The 16,942-nt window shown below is 73.2% G+C and carries 18 protein-coding genes and 1 tRNA gene; 9 read left to right on the top strand and 10 right to left on the bottom strand.

Features of this window, described 5'->3' with window-relative positions:
- The first annotated feature begins 46 nt into the window (after nt 1-46).
- Nucleotides 47-436, top strand: coding sequence for a PaaI family thioesterase (locus JOE61_RS14900; RefSeq protein ID WP_193666951.1), 390 nt, complete (start codon nt 47-49; stop codon nt 434-436).
- 20 nt (nt 437-456) lie between these two features.
- Here the strand turns inward: JOE61_RS14900 and JOE61_RS14895 are convergent.
- A tRNA-Gln gene (locus JOE61_RS14895) sits at nt 457-535 on the bottom strand.
- Nucleotides 536-602: 67 nt separating this feature from the next.
- Here JOE61_RS14895 and JOE61_RS14890 point away from each other — a divergent pair.
- Together JOE61_RS14890 and JOE61_RS14885 are read left to right on the top strand one after the other, a co-directional pair.
- Nucleotides 603-1,730, top strand: a complete 1,128-nt coding sequence (locus JOE61_RS14890; RefSeq protein ID WP_193666950.1) for an ATP-dependent DNA ligase — start codon at nt 603-605, stop codon at nt 1,728-1,730.
- 31 nt (nt 1,731-1,761) lie between these two features.
- Nucleotides 1,762-2,307 carry a hypothetical protein gene (locus tag JOE61_RS14885; RefSeq protein WP_193666949.1) on the top strand — a complete coding sequence of 182 codons (546 nt, stop codon included), beginning with the start codon at nt 1,762-1,764 and terminating at the stop codon, nt 2,305-2,307.
- 27 nt (nt 2,308-2,334) lie between these two features.
- On the opposite strand, the gene JOE61_RS14880 is transcribed toward JOE61_RS14885, so the two are convergent.
- Entirely contained in the window at nt 2,335-2,964 is a 630-nt protein-coding gene (locus JOE61_RS14880; RefSeq protein ID WP_193666948.1) for a sulfotransferase family 2 domain-containing protein, read from the bottom strand.
- A 321-nt stretch (nt 2,965-3,285) separates the two neighbouring features.
- Entirely contained in the window at nt 3,286-4,371 is a 1,086-nt protein-coding gene (locus tag JOE61_RS14875; protein ID WP_193666947.1) for a DNA polymerase domain-containing protein, read from the bottom strand.
- A 537-nt stretch (nt 4,372-4,908) separates the two neighbouring features.
- Here JOE61_RS14875 and JOE61_RS14870 point away from each other — a divergent pair.
- Nucleotides 4,909-6,183, top strand: coding sequence for a GNAT family N-acetyltransferase (locus JOE61_RS14870; RefSeq protein ID WP_193666946.1), 1,275 nt, complete (start codon nt 4,909-4,911; stop codon nt 6,181-6,183).
- Nucleotides 6,183-6,383, top strand: a complete 201-nt coding sequence (locus tag JOE61_RS14865) for a hypothetical protein (RefSeq protein WP_193666945.1) — start codon at nt 6,183-6,185, stop codon at nt 6,381-6,383. The genes JOE61_RS14870 and JOE61_RS14865 overlap by 1 nt, the downstream gene beginning before the upstream one ends.
- A 19-nt stretch (nt 6,384-6,402) precedes the next feature.
- Here JOE61_RS14865 and JOE61_RS14860 read toward each other — a convergent pair whose 3' ends face one another.
- Nucleotides 6,403-6,888 carry an Lrp/AsnC family transcriptional regulator gene (locus tag JOE61_RS14860; RefSeq protein ID WP_193666944.1) on the bottom strand — a complete coding sequence of 162 codons (486 nt, stop codon included), beginning with the start codon at nt 6,886-6,888 and terminating at the stop codon, nt 6,403-6,405.
- A 114-nt stretch (nt 6,889-7,002) separates the two neighbouring features.
- Between JOE61_RS14860 and JOE61_RS14855 the strand changes: the two genes are divergently transcribed.
- Genes JOE61_RS14855 through JOE61_RS14845 form a run of 3 tightly spaced genes read left to right on the top strand, consistent with a single transcriptional unit; the run spans nt 7,003 to nt 11,050 of the window.
- The gene (locus JOE61_RS14855) at nt 7,003-8,232 is read left to right on the top strand and encodes a trans-sulfuration enzyme family protein (RefSeq protein ID WP_193666943.1); all 1,230 of its coding nucleotides are present in this window, start codon (nt 7,003-7,005) and stop codon (nt 8,230-8,232) included.
- Between the two features lie 23 nt (nt 8,233-8,255).
- Nucleotides 8,256-10,577 (top strand): thiamine pyrophosphate-binding protein, encoded by a 2,322-nt coding sequence (locus JOE61_RS14850; RefSeq protein WP_307823036.1) that lies wholly within the window; start codon nt 8,256-8,258, stop codon nt 10,575-10,577.
- Nucleotides 10,574-11,050: a GNAT family N-acetyltransferase gene (locus JOE61_RS14845; protein WP_193666942.1), complete on the top strand. Its 477-nt coding sequence runs from the start codon at nt 10,574-10,576 to the stop codon at nt 11,048-11,050. Before JOE61_RS14850 ends, JOE61_RS14845 begins: the two co-directional genes overlap by 4 nt.
- 277 nt (nt 11,051-11,327) lie before the next feature.
- Here JOE61_RS14845 and JOE61_RS14840 read toward each other — a convergent pair whose 3' ends face one another.
- The 5 genes from JOE61_RS14840 to JOE61_RS14820 all read right to left on the bottom strand — a co-directional run bounded on the left by JOE61_RS14840 (nt 11,328) and on the right by JOE61_RS14820 (nt 15,553).
- The gene (locus tag JOE61_RS14840; RefSeq protein WP_193666941.1) at nt 11,328-11,894 is read right to left on the bottom strand and encodes an AAA family ATPase; all 567 of its coding nucleotides are present in this window, start codon (nt 11,892-11,894) and stop codon (nt 11,328-11,330) included.
- A gap of 122 nt (nt 11,895-12,016) precedes the next feature.
- Nucleotides 12,017-12,592 carry a hypothetical protein gene (locus JOE61_RS14835; protein ID WP_193666940.1) on the bottom strand — a complete coding sequence of 192 codons (576 nt, stop codon included), beginning with the start codon at nt 12,590-12,592 and terminating at the stop codon, nt 12,017-12,019.
- A 205-nt stretch (nt 12,593-12,797) separates the two neighbouring features.
- A complete protein-coding gene (locus JOE61_RS14830) occupies nt 12,798-13,151 on the bottom strand; it encodes a hypothetical protein (RefSeq protein ID WP_193666939.1) in 354 nt (117 codons plus the stop codon).
- Nucleotides 13,148-14,389, bottom strand: a complete 1,242-nt coding sequence (locus tag JOE61_RS14825) for a fatty acid desaturase family protein (RefSeq protein WP_193666938.1) — start codon at nt 14,387-14,389, stop codon at nt 13,148-13,150. The genes JOE61_RS14830 and JOE61_RS14825 overlap by 4 nt, the downstream gene beginning before the upstream one ends.
- 78 nt (nt 14,390-14,467) lie before the next feature.
- Nucleotides 14,468-15,553, bottom strand: a complete 1,086-nt coding sequence (locus JOE61_RS14820) for a ferredoxin reductase (RefSeq protein WP_193666937.1) — start codon at nt 15,551-15,553, stop codon at nt 14,468-14,470.
- 105 nt (nt 15,554-15,658) lie between these two features.
- On the opposite strand from JOE61_RS14820, the gene msrB reads away from it, so the two are divergent.
- Entirely contained in the window at nt 15,659-16,078 is a 420-nt protein-coding gene (msrB, locus tag JOE61_RS14815; RefSeq protein WP_193666936.1) for a peptide-methionine (R)-S-oxide reductase MsrB, read from the top strand.
- Nucleotides 16,079-16,108: 30 nt separating this feature from the next.
- On the opposite strand, the gene JOE61_RS14810 is transcribed toward msrB, so the two are convergent.
- On the bottom strand, nt 16,109-16,747 hold the full coding sequence (locus tag JOE61_RS14810) for a hypothetical protein (RefSeq protein ID WP_193666935.1): 639 nt from the start codon (nt 16,745-16,747) through the stop codon (nt 16,109-16,111).
- Nucleotides 16,748-16,942: the final 195 nt, after the last annotated feature.

Raw genomic sequence — 16,942 nt, 5'->3', positions numbered from 1 at the left:
GCGGGCTCCCCGCACATGCCCGGTGGTGGCCCCCTACGGTGTGCCCATGACCGCTGTGGGAGACCCCGGACCGTTCTCGGCGCACCTCGGGTTCCGGGTGGTGCGCGCCGACCCCGAGGGCGCCGTCGTGGAGGCCGACCCCGGCCCCGAGCACCTCAACGGCGGCGGCATCCTGCACGGCGGCTACCTCAGCGCCCTGCTCGACAGCGCCACCGGCTGGGCGGTCCACGCCGCCGGACCCGAGGGCATGATCGCGCCGCACGTGCAGCTGAGCTCGCAGTTCGTGCGGGCCGGGGTGGCCGGGGAGCCGCTGGTGTGCACCGCGACCTGCACGAGCAGGGGCGGGCGGATCTGCACGACCCAGGGCGAGATCACCCAGGGCGGTCACGTCATCGCCCGCGCCATCGGCACGCACGCGGTGATCTCGCGGGGCTGACCCGGAGCCTGCGAGCTGAGCTCCCCGGGTAGGAGTCGAACCTACGTCGCTAGTCCTGATTCAAAGTCAGGCGGGCCCTGCCGGCAGACCAACCGGGGAATGAGGACACCACCCTAGGGTCCTCGTGGCCCGACGGGTGGGGGTGGTCGGGTCTAGGGTCGATCGCGTGGACCTGCCCGTGATGCCGCCGGTGCGGCCGATGCTCGCCAAGTCCGTCAAGGGCGTGCCCGACCCCGAGAAGCACGGCGGGCTGTCCTTCGAGCCCAAGTGGGACGGCTTCCGCTGCCTGGTGTTCAAGGACGGCGACGAGGTCGAGCTGACCAGCCGCAACACCAAGCCGCTGACCCGCTACTTCCCCGAGCTCGTCACGGCGGCGCGCGAGCAGCTGCCCGAGCGCTGCGTGCTCGACGGCGAGGTGTTCGTGGCGCTCCCGACGCCCGACGGCGGCCAGCGCCTGGAGTTCGAGGTGCTGCAGGAGCGCATCCACCCCGCCGCCTCCCGCGTCGACATGCTCTCGGAGAAGACACCGGCCGGCTTCGTGGCCTTCGACCTGCTCGCCCTGGGCGGCGAGTCCTACGTCGACCGGCCCTTCGCCGAGCGCCGCGCCGCGCTCGAGGAGGCCCTGGCCCACCTCTCCGACCCCGGGGCCGCCGGGCCGTGCCACCTGACCCGCACCACGACCGACCCGGCCGTGGCCGAGCGGTGGCTGGAGCAGTTCGAGGGTGCCGGGCTCGACGGCGTCGTGGCCAAGCCGCTCGGGGCGGCGTACGTCGAGAACGCGCGCACGATGCTGAAGATCAAGCACGAGCGCACCGCCGACGTGGTGCTGGCCGGCATGCGCGAGCACAAGACCTCCACGCCGGAGCGGCCGCTGCTCGGCAGCCTGCTGCTGGGGCTGTGGAGCGAGGGCGACGACGGGCCGGTGCTGCAGCACATCGGCGTCAGCGCCAGCTTCACCGAGAAGCGACGCGCCGAGCTGTGGGACGAGCTCTCCGAGCTGGCCTGCCCGATCGAGGAGCACCCGTGGGCGCGCTGGCACGAGGGCGCGATCGCCAACCCCGACCGGGTGCCGGGCACCCAGAGCCGCTGGAGCGCCGGCAAGGACCTCTCGTTCGTGCCGCTGCGCCCCGAGCGGGTGCTGGAGGTCAAGTACGACCACATGGAGGGGCGCCGCTTCCGCCACACCGCGCACTTCAAGCGCTGGCGCGACGACCGGGACCCCACCTCCTGCGGCTACGAGCAGCTCGACGAGGTCACCGGCTACGACCTCGACCAGGTGCTCGGACAGGGGTAGGTCCGGGCCGTTGCGGGACTACGATGGAGCCATGGCCGACTACGACGTCGTACTCCTGATCGAGAAGGCGCTCTCCACCGCCGACGCCGCCCAGGTGCGCTCGCTGCACACCGAGCTGACCGCGGAGGGCGAACGGGTGCGCTACCACGTGCTGCTGCCGCTCGAGGACGCCGCGGCGCGCGTGGAGGCCGCGATGGGCTCGCTCTCGGGCGGCGAGATGCTGGCCTCGCCGGCCATGACGATGTCGGAGATCGACCTCGACGCCGTGCGCCAGGACTGCCGCGAGCGCTCCGAGGCCGAGCTCGGCGCGACCCTGGAGCACCTGCGCCGCGCCGGCGCCGAGGCGACCGGACGGATCATCACCGAGCCCCCGGTCGACGCGCTGGCCGCCGAGGTGGCCGCCGTCGACGGCCGTGAGGCGATCGTGCTGACCCGGCCCCACATCGTCGCCGAGCTCTTCCACCTCGACTGGACCTCGCAGGCCCGCCGCAAGCTGGGCGTGCCGGTGCTGCACCTGCTCGAGCACGAGACCTTCGACGAGCAGGCCGGCGGGCCCGAGGGCATCAGCGGCGCCTGAGCGGGCGGCGTACGCCGGCTGGAGCGGCTAGAACTCGTAGCCGAAGCGCTCGAGGTCGGCCGCGAAGACCTCGGCCACCCGGTCGCGCATCTCGTCGGTGTACTGCACCCGGTAGTCGCTGCTGGGCCCGGTGTTGGCGTGCATGGTCGTGCCGGGCCAGGCCAGCTCGAGCCGGTCGAAGACCTCGTGCAGGTCAGCGTCGAAGCGCTCCTGGCGGCCGATGAAGTCGGCCTCGCGCTGCTTGGTGCGCAGGTAGCTGACCTGGGTGCGCCGCAGCTCGCGCTGCTCCTGGGTGCCGCGCAGCACGAACGCCTCGAAGTCGGGGCAGGTCGCGAGCACCCGCTTCCACAGCCGGTTGTGGTCCATCTGGTTGGCGGCCTTCTCGACGCCCGCCGCCGCGTCGGCCTCGGCGCGCTTGATCATCGCCCACCACGAGTAGAGCCGCGCCCACGGGTTGCGCACGAAGCCGAAGACGAAGTAGTCCGACAGCTCGGGGTAGGTGCGCAGCGCCGGACCGAGCCGGGCGTGGCGGCCGCCGCCGAGCCCGGGCAGGAACTCGAAGTCGGGCAGCGCCTCCTGCAGCATCCGGTCGATGGTGATGCCACCGGTCTTCTGCACGTGCACGAACAGCACGCGGGCCGAGTGCGAGACCATCATGGGCGCAAAGTACCAGCGCCTCGTCGCCCGCAGACCGCACCCGCGGTGTTACCAAACCCTGGACCGATTGTGGATGAGGCGTTCCCCCACGTCGCCGGTTCCGCTCCTAGTGTTGAGCCATGAGGTCGCCGGGGGGCGGCCTCACCGGTCGGACCGGGGAGCATGCCGCGATTCTGGGGGGAACGCGGACTCGCTCCGGACCGACCAGCGCGTCCGAGAATCCGGGGGGAGACTCGGACGCAGAGACGGGAGCCCGTCCGGTGCAGCTGAGACTCCGCCGGGCGGGCCCTTTCCGTTCTCAGGCCCCGCCGGCCGCCGGCGTCAGTCCTCGATGCGGTTGCCGTCGGCGTCCCAGTGCCCGGCCACCTTCTTGCTCGGCTGCACCCGCGGCGGCTCACCCGGCATCTTCGGGTGGTCCGGCGGGTAGGGCATCTCTCCCCCGGGCAGCTCCTCGTAGAGGTCGAGCAGCGGCTGGATCGAGAACGCCTCGTCGTCGATGCCGGCCCACGGGTCACCGCCGTCGGCGAGCCGCTCGGGCACCGTGAAGAGGTTCAGCTCGCGCGGGTCGGCGATCCCGGCCAGGTCGTCCCACGACAGCGGTGTCGAGACCGGTGCGCCGGGCAGCGGACGCAGCGAGTACGCCGAGGCGATGGTGCGGTCGCGGCAGTTCTGGTTGTAGTCGACGAAGATCCGCTCGCCCCGCTCCTCCTTCCACCAGGCCGTGGTCACCTGCTCGTCACGGCGCTCCAGCGCACGGCCGAAGCCGATGGCGGCGTGCCGCACGTCGAGGAACTCCCAGCGCGGCTCGATGCGCACGTAGACGTGCACACCCCGGTTGCCCGACGTCTTCACGTACGCCGTGAGCCCCAGCTCGGCGAGCAGCTCGCGCGCCACCCCGGCCACCCGCACGGCGTCGGCGAAGCTCGTGCCGGGCTGCGGGTCGAGGTCGATGCGCAGCTCGTCGGGGTGGTCGACGTCGTCGCGGCGCACCGGCCAGGGGTGGAAGGTCAGCGTGCCCATGTGGGCGCACCACACGGGCACCGCGATCTCGGTGGGGCAGATCTCGTCGGCGGTGCGCCCCGAGGGGAACGTGACCGTGGCGGTCTCGAGGTAGTCGGGCGCCCCCTTGGGCACCCGCTTCTGGTAGAACGCCTCGGCCTTCGAGTCCTGCGGGCCGGTGGCCAGGCGCATGCCCTCGCGCACCCCCGAGGGCCAGCGCTCCAGCGCGGTGGGGCGGTCGCGCAGCGCGCGCATCAGCCCGTCCTCGACCGAGGCGACGTACTGCGCGACCATCAGCTTGCTCACCTCGGGCGTGCGCCCGGTCGCCTCGTAGATGATCCGGTCGGGGCTCGAGACGCGCACCGCGCGCCCGCCCGCCTGCACCTCGGCCGCGCTCACCTTCACCATGGCGCCACCCTAGGCGGCCCCGCCCCACCGTTGGTCGAGCAGCGAGGGCCCCCGTTGGTCGAGCAGCGAGGGCCGAAGGCTCGAGCGACGCCGAGACCCCATGGCGTACGGCGCGAGGGCACCTCACCGGGTCTCGGCGACGCTCCTCGCTGGCGCTCGTCACTGCTCGACCAACGGCGGTCGTTGGTCGAGCAGCGAGGGCCGAAGGCTCGAGCGACGCCGAGACCCAGTGACCACCCGGCGTACGGCGAGCACGTCAGTCACCGGGTCTCGGCGACGCTCCTCGCTGGCGCTCGTCACTGCTCGACCAACGGCGGTCGTTGGTCGAGCAGCGAGGGCCGAAGGCTCGAGCGTCGCCGAGACCCCGTGAGCCCATGGCGTACGGCGAGCGCGTCACGTCTCGGCGACGCTCCTCGCTGGCGCTCGTCACTGCTCGACCAACGGAGGCGACGCTCCTCGCTGGCGCTCGTCACTGCTCGACCGACGACGGCGGATATCGCGTGGAGGGGTGGGTAGGGGTGCTCCTAGGGTGTCGGGGTGAGTGAGCCGCACGCCGACCTGACCTTCCGCAGCCTCGAGCCCGGCGACGAGGGCGCCGACGCGGCGTTGCTGCGGGGGTGGTTGGAGGGTCTGGCCCGCGGCTTCCACGACGGCCGCAACGACCAGGCCGAGTTCGACCGCTGGCGCAGGTACGCCGGGCGGGACGGGGCGGTGGTGCGCGGCGCCTGGCCCACCGCCCGGGTCGCCGACGGCACGCTGCCGGTCGGCACCTTCGCCAGCTGGGCCGGCGAGCTCAACGTCGGCGGCGACCGCACGCTCGGGCTGCACATGATCAGCGACGTCACCGTCGCACCCACCCACCGTCGCCAGGGGCTGCTGCGCCGGCTGATGACCGAGGACCTCGACCACGCGCTCGCGCAGGGCCGGCCCTTGGCGGCGCTGACCGCGACCGAGGGCTCCATCTACGGCAGGTTCGGCTTCGGCCCGGCCGTGCGCGGGCGACGCGTCGAGATCGACACGGGCTCCCGCTTCGGGCTGCGCGACCTCGACGACCCGGGCAGCCTCGAGATGGTGGAGCCGGCCGAGGCGTGGCCGCACGTGCGCGAGGTCTTCGACCGCCACCTGCAGCGCACCCGCGGCGCGGTCAGCCGGCCCGCGTTCTACGAGATGTTCCTGACCGGCGAGTACGACTGGGACAAGGGCGCCCCCGACAAGATGCTGCGCGCGGTGCTGCACCTCGACCCCGCCGGCGCCGTCGACGGCTACGCCCTCTTCAAGCACAACGGCGACCACCGCAAGGACGCGGCGGTCGAGCTGGTCGACCTCGCCGCCGACACCCCGACCGGCTACCTGCGGCTGTGGCGCTTCATCGCCGACATCGACCTCGTCGAGAAGGTCCGCTGGGGCCGCAGCCCGCTGCTCGGCACGCTCGACCTCGCGCTGGTCGACCCGCGGGTCGTGACCACCACCGCCCTGCACGACACGCTGTGGGTGCGGGTGCTCGACCTGCCGGTCGCTCTCGAGGCCCGTCCGTGGCAGGCCGACGGCGACGTCGTGCTCGACGTCGACGACGCCCTGGGCCACACCTCCGGGCGCTGGCGGGTCACGACCCGCGGCGGCGCCGCGACGGTGCGGCGTACCGACGACGAGGCGGGGGTGCGGCTCTCGGCCGAGACGCTGGGCCAGCTCTACCTCGGCGACGTGGACGTCGCCGATCTGGCGGCCGCCGGGCGGGTCAGCGGCCCCGACACCGACGCCTTCGCCGCGATGGCCGACGGCGGTCCGACACCCTGGTGCACCACGGGGTTCTGATGCTCCCCGTCCCGCGGCCCGCCCGCACCCTCGAGGAGTGGGCGCTGCGCGGCGGGCACTGGCAGGTCGTCGCCTCCTCCCCCGCCCACACCACGGTCGCGCTGCTGACCTGCGACGGCGGCGAGGAGATGGACCGGGTCGAGGCCGACGGCCCCGAGCTGCACGCCTGGCTCGCCGGGCGTACGTCGTCGGCCGGCTGAGCCGCGCGCGGGCCCGGCCTCACAGCACCCCGTGGCCCTTGCGGCGCTCGAAGACCAGCTGGGTCTCGGTCGAGCGCACCACGGGGTGCACCGTGACGTGCTCGAGCACCAGGTCGCGCAGCGCCTCGGGGTCGGCGACGGCCACCAGCAGGTGGAAGTCGTCCTCGCCGGCCACGTGCAGCGCCTGCAGCACGCCCGGGGCCTCGACCAGGGCGTCGTACAGGCGGGTCACGTGCTGCTGGTCGTGGCTGCCCAGGCGCACCTTGATGACCGCCTGAAGCGGGAAGCCCAGCGTGGCGACGTCGACCTGCACGCTGGTGCCGACGATGACGCCGCGGTCGCGCAGCGAGCGCACCCGGTAGGCGCAGGTCGACTCGGCGACCCCCAGCCGCGAGGCGAGCGCCTTGTTGGTCAGGCGGCCGTCGGCGCCCAGGGCGCGCAGGATGTCGAGGTCGAGGGAGTCCAGGCCGGCGGCGGCCCGGTCGACGGGTTGTGATCCAGGCAACGCAGGCTCCTCAACAGGCTGGTGTTCTTGCTTCTTCTCCAACAGATAGGTGTTCAGACTACGCCTTCGACAGCAGCGCGCGTCGTACGGCGACTTCTCAGCGAGACTCGTCGCATGCGCCTCGACTCCCTCGCCGTGCACAGCGGCCGTGACGACCTGACCGCCCTGGGCGTGCACGCCCTGCCGCTCGACCTCTCGTCGACGAACCCGCTGCCCGACCTCGACACCGGCGGCGAGTCCTACGAGTCGATGGCCACCGGCGGTCACCCCACCGAGGGCGGCCACGTCTACCAACGGCTGTGGAACCCCACCGTGGCCCGCTTCGAGACCGCGCTCGCCACGCTGGAGCACGCCGAGTCGGCGGTGGCCTTCGCCTCCGGCATGGCCGCGATGTCGGCCGCGGTGCTCTCGCGCACGATGCTGAGCGGCAAGCGCCACGTCGTCGCGGTCCGCCCGATGTACGGCGGCTCCGACCACCTGCTCTCCACCGGGCTGCTCGGCACCGAGGTCACCTGGTGCACCGAGGCCGAGATCGCCGCCTCCGTGCGCCCCGACACCGCGCTGGTGGTCGTGGAGACCCCGGCCAACCCGACGCTGGAGCTGCTCGACATCCGCGCCGCGGAGGCCGCCGCCGGCGACGTGCCGGTGCTGGTCGACAACACCTTCGCCACCCCGGTGCTCCAGAACCCGCTCGACCACGGCGCCGCGATGGCGCTGCACAGCGCCACCAAGTACCTCGGCGGGCACGGCGACGTCGTGGGCGGCGTCATCGCCTGCGACGAGGAGACCGCCAACGGGCTGCGCCAGGTGCGCGCGGTGACCGGCGGCATCCTGCACCCGCTCGGCGCCTACCTCCTGCACCGCGGCCTGGCCACCCTGCCGCTGCGGGTGCGCGCCCAGCAGGACGGCGCGCACCGCCTGGTCGAGTTCCTCCAGGGCCGCGACGAGGTCGCCACCGTGCACCACCCCGGCCTCGACGACCCCCGCGGGCTGGTCGGCACCCAGATGCGCGGCTCGGGCGCGATGGTCGCCATCACCCTGCACGACGGGTACGACGCCGCCGCGCGGCTGACCTCGGCGGTGCGGCTGTTCACCCACGCGGTCTCGCTGGGCGGCGTCGACTCGCTGGTCCAGCACCCCGCGGCGCTGACCCACCGCCCGGTCGCGCCCCACGCGCGGCCCGGCGCGGGCGTCGTACGGTTCTCGGTCGGGCTGGAGGACCCGCTCGACCTGCTCGACGACCTCGCCGCGGCGCTGGACGCCAGCCGGGTGGCCACCCCGGCGACCCCTCCGGTGGCACAGTGGCGCCCCAGCACCCAGGCGCCCCAGCCCGCCGGCGTCTGACCGACCCCCTCCGGAGGAGACCCGTGACCACGCCCGACCCCGCCCTGCTCCGCGAGGTCTCGCGCCGCGTGCTGTGGCTGGCGACCTCCATCGTCGACGCCGCCAACGCCGGACGCCCCAACGACAGCGGGGTCAAGGTCGGCGGCCACCAGGCCTCCTCGGCCTCGATGGTCGACATCATGGTGGCGCTGTGGTTCGCCGAGCTCGAGCGCGACGACCGGGTCTCGGTCAAGCCGCACGCCTCGCCGGTGCTGCACGCGCTCAACTACCTGCTCGGCGACCTCGACGAGGCCTACCTGCCGACGCTGCGGGCCAAGGGCGGGCTGCAGTCCTACCCCTCGCGGCTCAAGGACCCCGACACCGTCGACTTCTCCACCGGCTCGGTCGGCATCGGCGCGACCGCGGCGCTGTGGGCGGCGATGTCGCACCGCTACGTCACCTCCCGCTTCGCCGACGCTCCCCCGGCCGGCCGCTTCGTCAGCCTGCTCGGCGACGCCGAGCTCGACGAGGGCGCGATCTGGGAGGCCGTGGCCGACCCCGCGGTGGCCCGGCTCGGCGAGGTGCTGTGGGTGGTCGACGTCAACCGGCAGTCGCTCGACCGGGTCGTGCCCGAGCTGCAGATCGCCCGGCTGGCCGGCATGTTCGAGGCGGCCGGCTGGCAGGTCGTGACGATCAAGTGGGGTCGTCGCATCAGCGAGCTCTTCGAGCGCCCGGGCGGTGCCGAGCTGCGCGCCCGCCTGGAGCAGATGCCCAACGAGGAGTACCAGCGGATGCTGCGCGCCGGCAGCGACGAGCTCGCGACCCGGCTGCTCGCCGAGTCGGAGGCGTGGTCGCCCTCGACCGAGCTGCGCGGCCTCGTGGACTCCCTCGACGCCGACGACCTGGCCGGCCTGGTGCGCGACCTCGGCGGCCACGACCTCGGGCTGCTCGTCGACACCTTCGCCGACGTCGCCGACGACCGGCCCACCGTCGTGTTCGCCTACACGATCAAGGGCCGCGGGCTGCCCACCGAGGGCCACCCCAACAACCACTCCGCACTCCTGACCGGTGAGCAGATGGACGCCCTGGCCGAGCGGACCGGCGGCGACCGCTCCGCGCCGTGGTCACGCTTCCCCGCGGGCAGCGTCGCCGCCGAGCTGTGCGAGCAGCGCGCCGCGACCCTGCGTCGTACGCCGCAGCCGCCGACGACCCCGCTCCCGGTGCCCGTCGCGCTGGGCCACGCCCACAAGCGCCCGGTCTCGACCCAGGCGGCCCTGGGCCGGCTGCTGGCCGACCTGCACCGCGACGCGCCGGCGGTGGCCGCGCGGTTGGTCACCTGCAGCCCCGACGTGGCCTCCTCGACCAACCTCGGCGGGTGGATCAACAAGGCCGGGGTGTGGTCGGTGGAGGACCGGCGCGACTGGTTCGCCGACGACACCGAGCGGCTGCTGCGCTGGTCGGAGCGCCAGAGCGGCCAGCACATCGAGCTCGGCATCGCCGAGGTCAACCTGGTCTCGCTGCTGGGCGAGCTGGGCGCGACCTGGTCGCGGTGGGGCGAGCGGCTGATCCCGATCGCGACCATCTACGACCCGTTCGTCTCGCGCGCGCTGGAGCCGTGGTCCTACGGCATCTACTCCGGTGGGCAGTCGATCCTGGTCGGCACCCCGTCGGGCGTCACGCTGGCGCCCGAGGGCGGGGCGCACCAGTCGATCACCACGCCGTCGATCGGCCTCGAGCAGCCGGGCTGCACCGCCTGGGAGCCGGCGTTCGCGCAGGACCTGGAGTGGTGCTTCCTGGCCGCGATGGAGTCGGTCGGCGTGCCGGGCGGCACGTCGTCGTACTTCCGGCTCTCCACGCGCCCCCTCGACCCCACCCTCGCCGAGCTGCCCGACGACCCGGCGCTCGTCGAGCGGCGCCGCCGACAGGCGGTGGCCGGCGGCTACCGGCTGCCCGCCGAGCACGCGCTCGACCAGGAGCAGGTGACGCTGGTCGGCGTCGGCGCGCTCATGCCCGAGGTGCTCGCGGCGGCCGAGAGCCTGCGCGGGCAGGGCGTGCGGGCCGGGGTGGTCTGCCTGACCAGCCCCGACCTGGTCTTCCGCTCGTTCCAGCAGCGCGGCCGCCGCGGCGGCGGCACCGGCGGCGACGTCCTCGCCGAGCTGCTCCCCGCCTCGGCACCGGCGCCCCTGGTGACCGTGCTCGACGGCCACCCGCACACGCTGTCGTTCCTCGCCGGCGCCCGCGGCGACCGCATCCGCTGCCTGGGCGTCGAGGAGTTCGGGCAGTCCTCCGGGCTCGCCGACGCCTACCGCCTGCACGGGCTCGACGTCGCCGCGATCGTCGACGCGGCGCTGGGCCTGGTGGAGTGACGACCCTCGGCCCGCTGGCGCTGGCTCCGCTCACCCGGGACCAGGCGGCCGACGTCCGCACCTGGCGCTACCCGGCGCCGTACGACGTCTACGACATGACCGACGCCGACCCCGGTGCCCTGGCCGACCCCGCGTCGGGCTTCCACGCGCTCACGGCGGGCGGGCGCCTGGTCGGCTTCCGCTCGTTCGGCCCTGACGGGCAGGTGCCGGGCTGGGCGTACGACGACGCCGCCCTCGACACCGGCGGCGGACTGCACCCCGAGCTGGTCGGCCAGGGCCTCGGCCGCGAGGCCGTCCGGGCCGGGCTGGCGCACGGCCGCGCGCGCTTCGCCCCGGCGGCGTACCGGATGACGGTCGCGAGCTTCAACACGCGCGCGCTGCGGGTGGTGGAGTCGCTCGGCTTCGAGCGGGTCGGGCACTTCCGGGCGCCGACCGGGGTGGACTACGAGGTCCTGGTGCGCCCCGAGCGCTGAGTCAGGTCGTGGTCCGGATCGTGGCTCGGGTCGTGGCTCGGGTCGTGGCTCGGGTCGTGGCTCGGGTCGTGGCTCGGGTCGTGGCTCGGGTCGTGGCTCGGGTCGTGGCTCGGGTCGTGGCTCGGGTCGTGGCTCGGGTCGTGTGCCTCAGGACGCGCCATGGAGCGTCCAGGGACCACGACCCGGACCACGACCCGGCGTGCGGCTGCGGGGCCGACGTGGCGACCATACGGACCTGCCCAGGAGACCCGGCTGCCCCTGGGGCGGAGAGGAGGCCTCAGCGGCGAGTGCCACGGGACAGCGACTCCACCAGGAGCCGGTAGGTGTCCTCCGGTGCCCCCTCGATGCTCGGGACGACCTGTGCCGACGGGCGTCGCGCCTGCAGCTCCTCGAGCGCCACCCAGCAACGCACCAAGGCGGTCTCACCACCCTGGCGCTCGACGATCACGCGCACCTGGTCGTGCCAGGGGTCCTCTGGACGAGAGGCGCCGCGCCGACCGAATCGCTGCACGCTGGCTTCCTGCTCGTCCATCAGGAACCGCTCGACGTACGTCGCCCCGGCCGCGACAGCGCGGCTCTCGAAGAGCTCCACCTGCGCAGGGTCGATCAGCATCTGGGGCAGGACCACGTCGTGACCGTGCCCCAGGTAGGCCTCGATCATCGCCAGGGCTGCGGGGCGGATCAGGGCACCAGCCCCGGCGAAGTCCTCTGACCACCCCCCGATGAGAGTGCGGAGCAGGTCGATGTCGCAGTTCAGCACTCCCGGGTGCTCAGCGACGTAGCGCCGGGCGATCGTCGACTTGCCGATGCCCGGCGGGCCGTTGAGGTGGATGAGGCGCGCCACGCGAGCACGGTAGCGCCACGGCGCCGACCACCCCGGGACCACGACCCGGGACCCCGCCTGGGGACGACCGACCAGGCACCCACGTCTGGGGAAGCCCCGTCCCAGGTCGCGGTCCGGGGTGTCTAGCTGCTCGGAGTCGCGCGCAGGTCGGCCTCGACCAGGATGTCACCGTGGCCGCGTCGCCAGCCGACGTCGTACGCCGCGCGATGACCACTGATGATGGTCCGACCCGGCCGCGTGGCCGTGATGCCGACCAGCAGCTCCCGGCGGACACCCGGCTCGGCGACCAGGCGCGCGCCCAGGGCCGGCGAGGTGGTGGCGCAGGAACGGCGTACGGCCATGTCCCGGAGCCCGTAGCCGAAGCTGCCGACCCCGTCCTCGGCCAGTGCTTCTTCGTCGAGGGCGCAGACCAGGTACTCCACGTCCACCGCAGCCCCGTCGCGCTCGATGACGGGCTCGAGCTCGGTGAAGGTGATCGCGGACGAGCCGATGCTCTGGGAGTCGGCCAACGTCGTCCACACCGTCTCGCCGACGGCCCGCTTCGACCCGATGCCGTAGCCGTAGTCGAAGGCGACGTCGGGGTGGCTCCGCTCCCACGCCAGCACGCCGGCCCCGACGACCAGGGCGAGCACCGCGGCGAGCAGTCCCCACCGCCGCCACCGCTGGGCGGGAGTCGCCGGGACCTCGTCGCTCTTCATGACGGCAAGCTATACCGACGCCAGGGCACTCGCGCCGCGAGCTCCACCACGCCGGGCTGGCTCAGGTCGTGGTTCCGGTCGTGGTTCGAGTCGTGGTCCGGGTCGTGTGCCCCTGGACGCGCCATGGCGCGTCCAGGAACCACGACCCAAGCCACGACCCAGACCACGACCCAGGCCACGACCCAGGCCACGACCCGGACGAACCTCAGAGCAGCGAGTTCGGCTCGAACGTCGGCCGCCGGTCGGCCGCACCAGCGACCGGCCGCACGAACTCGAACCCCGCGGTCAGCACCACCCGCCAGTCCGGCGAGCCGGCTGCCAGGCCCCGAGCGCAGTCCTCGTGCAGCGGCGGGGCGTGGAAGGCGTTGCGCGCGACCTCGTCGGCGTCGCCCACGAACGCGATCGGGCGACCCAGCGACTCGGCGCACGCCCCGCAGATCCGGCTCAGCGCGCACTGGGTGACCCGCGCCCCCATGAGCGCGGGTCGACCCTGCTCGTCGGGCTCCCACGCGAAGGGCGCCGTACGCGCGTCGACGTCGCGGCCCAGGCCGCGGATCACGAGGCCCGCCCGATGCCCGAGCGCGACCACCCGCCGAGCTCGGAGCGGCGCGGGGGCAGCTCGGCGTCGGACTTGCGGCCCTTGTCGACCGGCGGCGCCTCGACGGCGTCGGGGCGGTTCGGCGGCTCCGGCGGGGAGTCGGACGAGGTGAAGCGGTTGGGCAGCGAGAGCTTCATGATCGTGCGCAGCGTCTGCCCGTACTGCCGGTGCAGCGGGCCGGTGGTGTACGGCAGGTCGTACTTGTCGCAGAGCGCGCGCACCCGCTCCGAGATCTCGGCGTAGCGGTTGCTGGGCAGGTCGGGGAAGAGGTGGTGCTCGATCTGGAAGCCGAGGTTGCCCGAGAGGATGTGCAGCAGCGGGCCGCCCTCGAAGTTGGCCGCACCCAGGATCTGGCGCAGGTACCACTCCGAGCGGGTCTCGTCCTCGAGCTCCTCCTCGGTGAAGTGCATCGCCCCGTCGGGGAAGTGCCCGCAGAAGATGATCATGTAGGACCACAGGTTGCGCGCCAGGTTGGCGGTGGCGTTGGCCTTGATGGTGGTGCGCCAGTGCGGCCCCGACAGCGCCGGGTAGACGACGTAGTCCTTGAGCGCCTGGTTGCGGCCCTTGCGCCAGATCTGCTTGAGCTGGCGCTTCATCTCCTTCGGGTCCTTCTCGCCCTTGCGGATCTTCTCGAGGTCGAGGTCGTGCAGCGCCACGCCCCACTGGAACAGCGAGGCCAGCAGCGCGTTGTAGACCGGCTGGCCGAGGTTGGCGGGGTTCCAGCGCTGCTCGCGGGCCATCCGCAGGACGCCGTAGCCGATGTCGTTGTCGTAGCCGAGCACGTTGGTGAACTGGTGGTGGATGTAGTTGTGCGAGTGCTTCCACTGCTCGGCGGGCTGGGCGGTGTCCCACTCCCAGTTGGAGGAGTGGATCTCGGGGTCGTTCATCCAGTCCCACTGCCCGTGCATGACGTTGTGGCCGATCTCCATGTTCTCGAGGATCTTGGCCAGGCCGAGCATGGTCGCGCCGGCGACCGCGCCCGGCACCCGCGCCTTCCTCGAGTGGCAGGTCGTCATCAGGGTGACCCGGCCCGCCGCCGCGAGACCGCGCTGCACCTTGATCATCCGGTTGATGTACGCCGCGTCCGCGGCGCCGCGCGACTCCTCGACGTCGGCGCGGATGCGGTCGAGCTCGCGGCCGATCTGCTCGACCTCGTCGTCGGTGAGGTGGGTGTACTCCTGGACGTCGGCGATCGCCATGTCGTCTCCTCGGTGCTCGTGGATCGGTGCTCGTGGGTCGTGCTCGTGGGTCGTGCTCGTGGGTCGGTGCTGGGTGGTTCAGATGTCGATGACGCAGTCGCCGACGGCGGCGGTGACGCAGGTCTGCACCTGCTCGTTGGGCTGGGCGAACTCCTCGCCGTTGCGCAGGTCGCGCACGGTGCCCGAGACCAGCGTCAGCGTGCAGGTGTGGCAGATGCCCATCCGGCAGCCGTAGGGCATCCCGACGCCGGCCTGCTCGCCGGCCTCCAGGACGGTCGTGGCGCCGTCGACCTCGACCTGCTTGCCGGAGTTGCGGAAGCTGATCGCCCCGCCCTCGCCGCCGTCGCCGCCCAGCTGCAGGGTGAAGCGTTCGAGGTGCAGCCGGTCGTCGACGCCCTGGGCCTCGAAGTGCTCGGCGACCGCGTCGAGCATCGGGCCCGGACCGCAGGCCCAGGTCTCGCGCTCGCGCCAGTCGGGGCACACCGCGTCGAGCCCGCGCTCGCGGTCACCGACCTCGAGGAGCCCGTCGGTGTCGGTGTGGAGCCGGTGCACGGTGAGGCCCTCGTGCGCCTCCTCGAGCCGCGCCAGCTCGTCGCGGAAGATCATCCGCTCGGGCGTCGGCGAGGAGTAGTGCAGGACGACGTCGGGCATGCTGGCGCGCCGGTCGAGGGTGCGCAGCATCGCCATCACGGGGGTGATGCCCGAGCCGCCGACCAGGAAGAGCATCCGCGGCGGCGGCGGGTCGGGCAGCACGAAGTCGCCCTCGGGCTTGGCCAGCCGCACGATCGTGCCCGGCGCGAGCCCCTTGACCAGGTGGCTGGACAGCAGTCCCTCGGGCATCGCCCGCACCGTGATCGCGATGTGGCGTCCCGAGCGCCGCGGGGGCGAGCTGACGGAGTAGGAGCGCCACTGGAAGCGGCCCTCGACCTGCACCCCGATGCCGACGTACTGGCCGGGGCGGTGGTCGAAGCGCCAGCCCCAGCCGGGCCGGATCACCAGGGTCGCGGCGTCCTCGGTCTCCTGCACGACCTTCTCGACCCGCCCGCGCAGCTCGCGCTGGCTCCACAGCGGGTTGATCAGGGAGAGGTAGTCGTCAGGGTGCAGCGGTGTCGTCAGCTTCGCGCCTGCGCGGCGCACGCGCTCCCACGGGATCGTCGCGCTCAACCGGTGCCTCCTCGGACGGGGATCTTTACCGAGCACAGTGAACAGCCGTGCACCGACGCTCGTCAACGCCCTGGAGGGATGAGGTGGCCCACGTAGGCTGGAGGCATGGGCTACGACGTGGAGAAGACCGACGCCGAGTGGCGCGAGCAGCTCTCACCCGAGGAGTACGCCGTGCTGCGCCAGGCGGGCACCGAGCGCGCCGGCGTGGGGCGGCTGACCGACACCGAGACGACCGGCGTCTACCGCTGCAAGGCGTGCCAGGCCAAGCTGTTCGAGTCCGACACCAAGTTCCACTCGGGCTGCGGCTGGCCGTCGTTCTACCAGCCGATCAGCGAGACGATCGAGTACATCGAGGACACCTCGCACGGCATGAAGCGGGTCGAGGTCCGCTGCGCCGGGTGCGGCTCGCACCTGGGCCACGTCTTCCCCGACGGCTACGGCACCCCGACCGGTGACCGCTACTGCATCAACTCGGTCAGCATGACCCTCGAGCCGGCCGACGGCTCCGGGCCCGTCGCGGGCTGAGCCCGCCAGGGCGGCCGGGCTCTGGGTCGCTCAGCCCGCGTCGACGAGCTGCGGGACGACCAGCACCGCGTTGGCGCCGTGCTGCTCGTCGAGGCGCTGCTGCAGCGCGCCGTCGTCGTAGGCCACCTCGGCGACGACCTGGTTGTCCTCGACGTAGGTGCCGACCACGCCCGGCAGCCCGCTCACCTCGCGGGCGATCTCGTTGATCGAGGCCTCGTCGCGCTGGCGCAGCGGCGGGGGCGGGTCCTGCTCGCCCTCGCGCACCGGGCTGTAGAGCGCCGCGGGGATCGCGTCGGAGACGGTGAAGGTGGTGCCGTCCCAGTCACCGGTGAGCGCGAAGTAGCCCCAGCGCACGTCGCCGGCCTTGTCGAAGGCCTGCTGGTCGCGCCAGCGCCAGCCCTCGATGGCGGGGCCGCTGCACTGCGGCGGGTAGGACTCCGCCACCGGGCCCAGGCACATCTCGGGCCCCTCACCGGTGTCCATCACCATCACCAGGTCGCGGGTGCGCACCGAGCCGGGCGCCGGCTGCGGCTCCAGGGGCGCCGGCGAGCTCGCCGCGCCGTCGTCGACGGCCACCTCGTCCTCTCCCCCGCCGCACGCGGAGACCAGCAGCAGCGGGGCGACGAGCAGGGCGAGACCGGTCGTACGCCGGCGGGCTGGGGTGCGCATGGGGGTGGGACGGTTCCTCTCGGGCGGGGGTTCCATCATCGCCGACCCGGCCCAGATCTCCCGCTGACCCGGCCCAGACTTCGCGCCGAGCCGGCCCGTTCTTCGCATCGAGCCGGCCCGGACCTGCACCTCTCGCACGGGCGTAGGTCCAGGCCGGGTCGACGCGAGATATGGGCCGGGTCAGCGTGAGATTCA

Source organism: Nocardioides salarius, assembly GCF_016907435.1.
Classification (GTDB): Bacteria; Actinomycetota; Actinomycetes; order Propionibacteriales; family Nocardioidaceae; genus Nocardioides; species Nocardioides salarius.
The sequence above is the reverse complement of the archived record's forward strand: the minus strand, read 5'-3'. Positions and strand labels throughout refer to the sequence as shown.

Excerpts from the sequence above, each read along its gene's own strand:
- JOE61_RS14880 (WP_193666948.1), bottom strand. The coding sequence starts at position 2,964 with ATGATGGTCTCGCACTCGGCCCGCGTGCTGTTCGTGCACGTGCAGAAG.
- JOE61_RS14875 (WP_193666947.1), bottom strand. The coding sequence starts at position 4,371 with ATGGTGAAGGTGAGCGCGGCCGAGGTGCAGGCGGGCGGGCGCGCGGTG.
- JOE61_RS14855 (WP_193666943.1), top strand. The coding sequence starts at position 7,003 with ATGCGCCTCGACTCCCTCGCCGTGCACAGCGGCCGTGACGACCTGACC.
- JOE61_RS14885 (WP_193666949.1), top strand. The coding sequence starts at position 1,762 with ATGGCCGACTACGACGTCGTACTCCTGATCGAGAAGGCGCTCTCCACC.
- JOE61_RS14900 (WP_193666951.1), top strand. The coding sequence starts at position 47 with ATGACCGCTGTGGGAGACCCCGGACCGTTCTCGGCGCACCTCGGGTTC.
- JOE61_RS14825 (WP_193666938.1), bottom strand. The coding sequence starts at position 14,389 with ATGGCGATCGCCGACGTCCAGGAGTACACCCACCTCACCGACGACGAG.
- JOE61_RS14810 (WP_193666935.1), bottom strand. The coding sequence starts at position 16,747 with ATGCGCACCCCAGCCCGCCGGCGTACGACCGGTCTCGCCCTGCTCGTC.
- msrB (WP_193666936.1), top strand. The coding sequence starts at position 15,659 with ATGGGCTACGACGTGGAGAAGACCGACGCCGAGTGGCGCGAGCAGCTC.
- JOE61_RS14865 (WP_193666945.1), top strand. The coding sequence starts at position 6,183 with ATGCTCCCCGTCCCGCGGCCCGCCCGCACCCTCGAGGAGTGGGCGCTG.
- JOE61_RS14835 (WP_193666940.1), bottom strand. The coding sequence starts at position 12,592 with ATGAAGAGCGACGAGGTCCCGGCGACTCCCGCCCAGCGGTGGCGGCGG.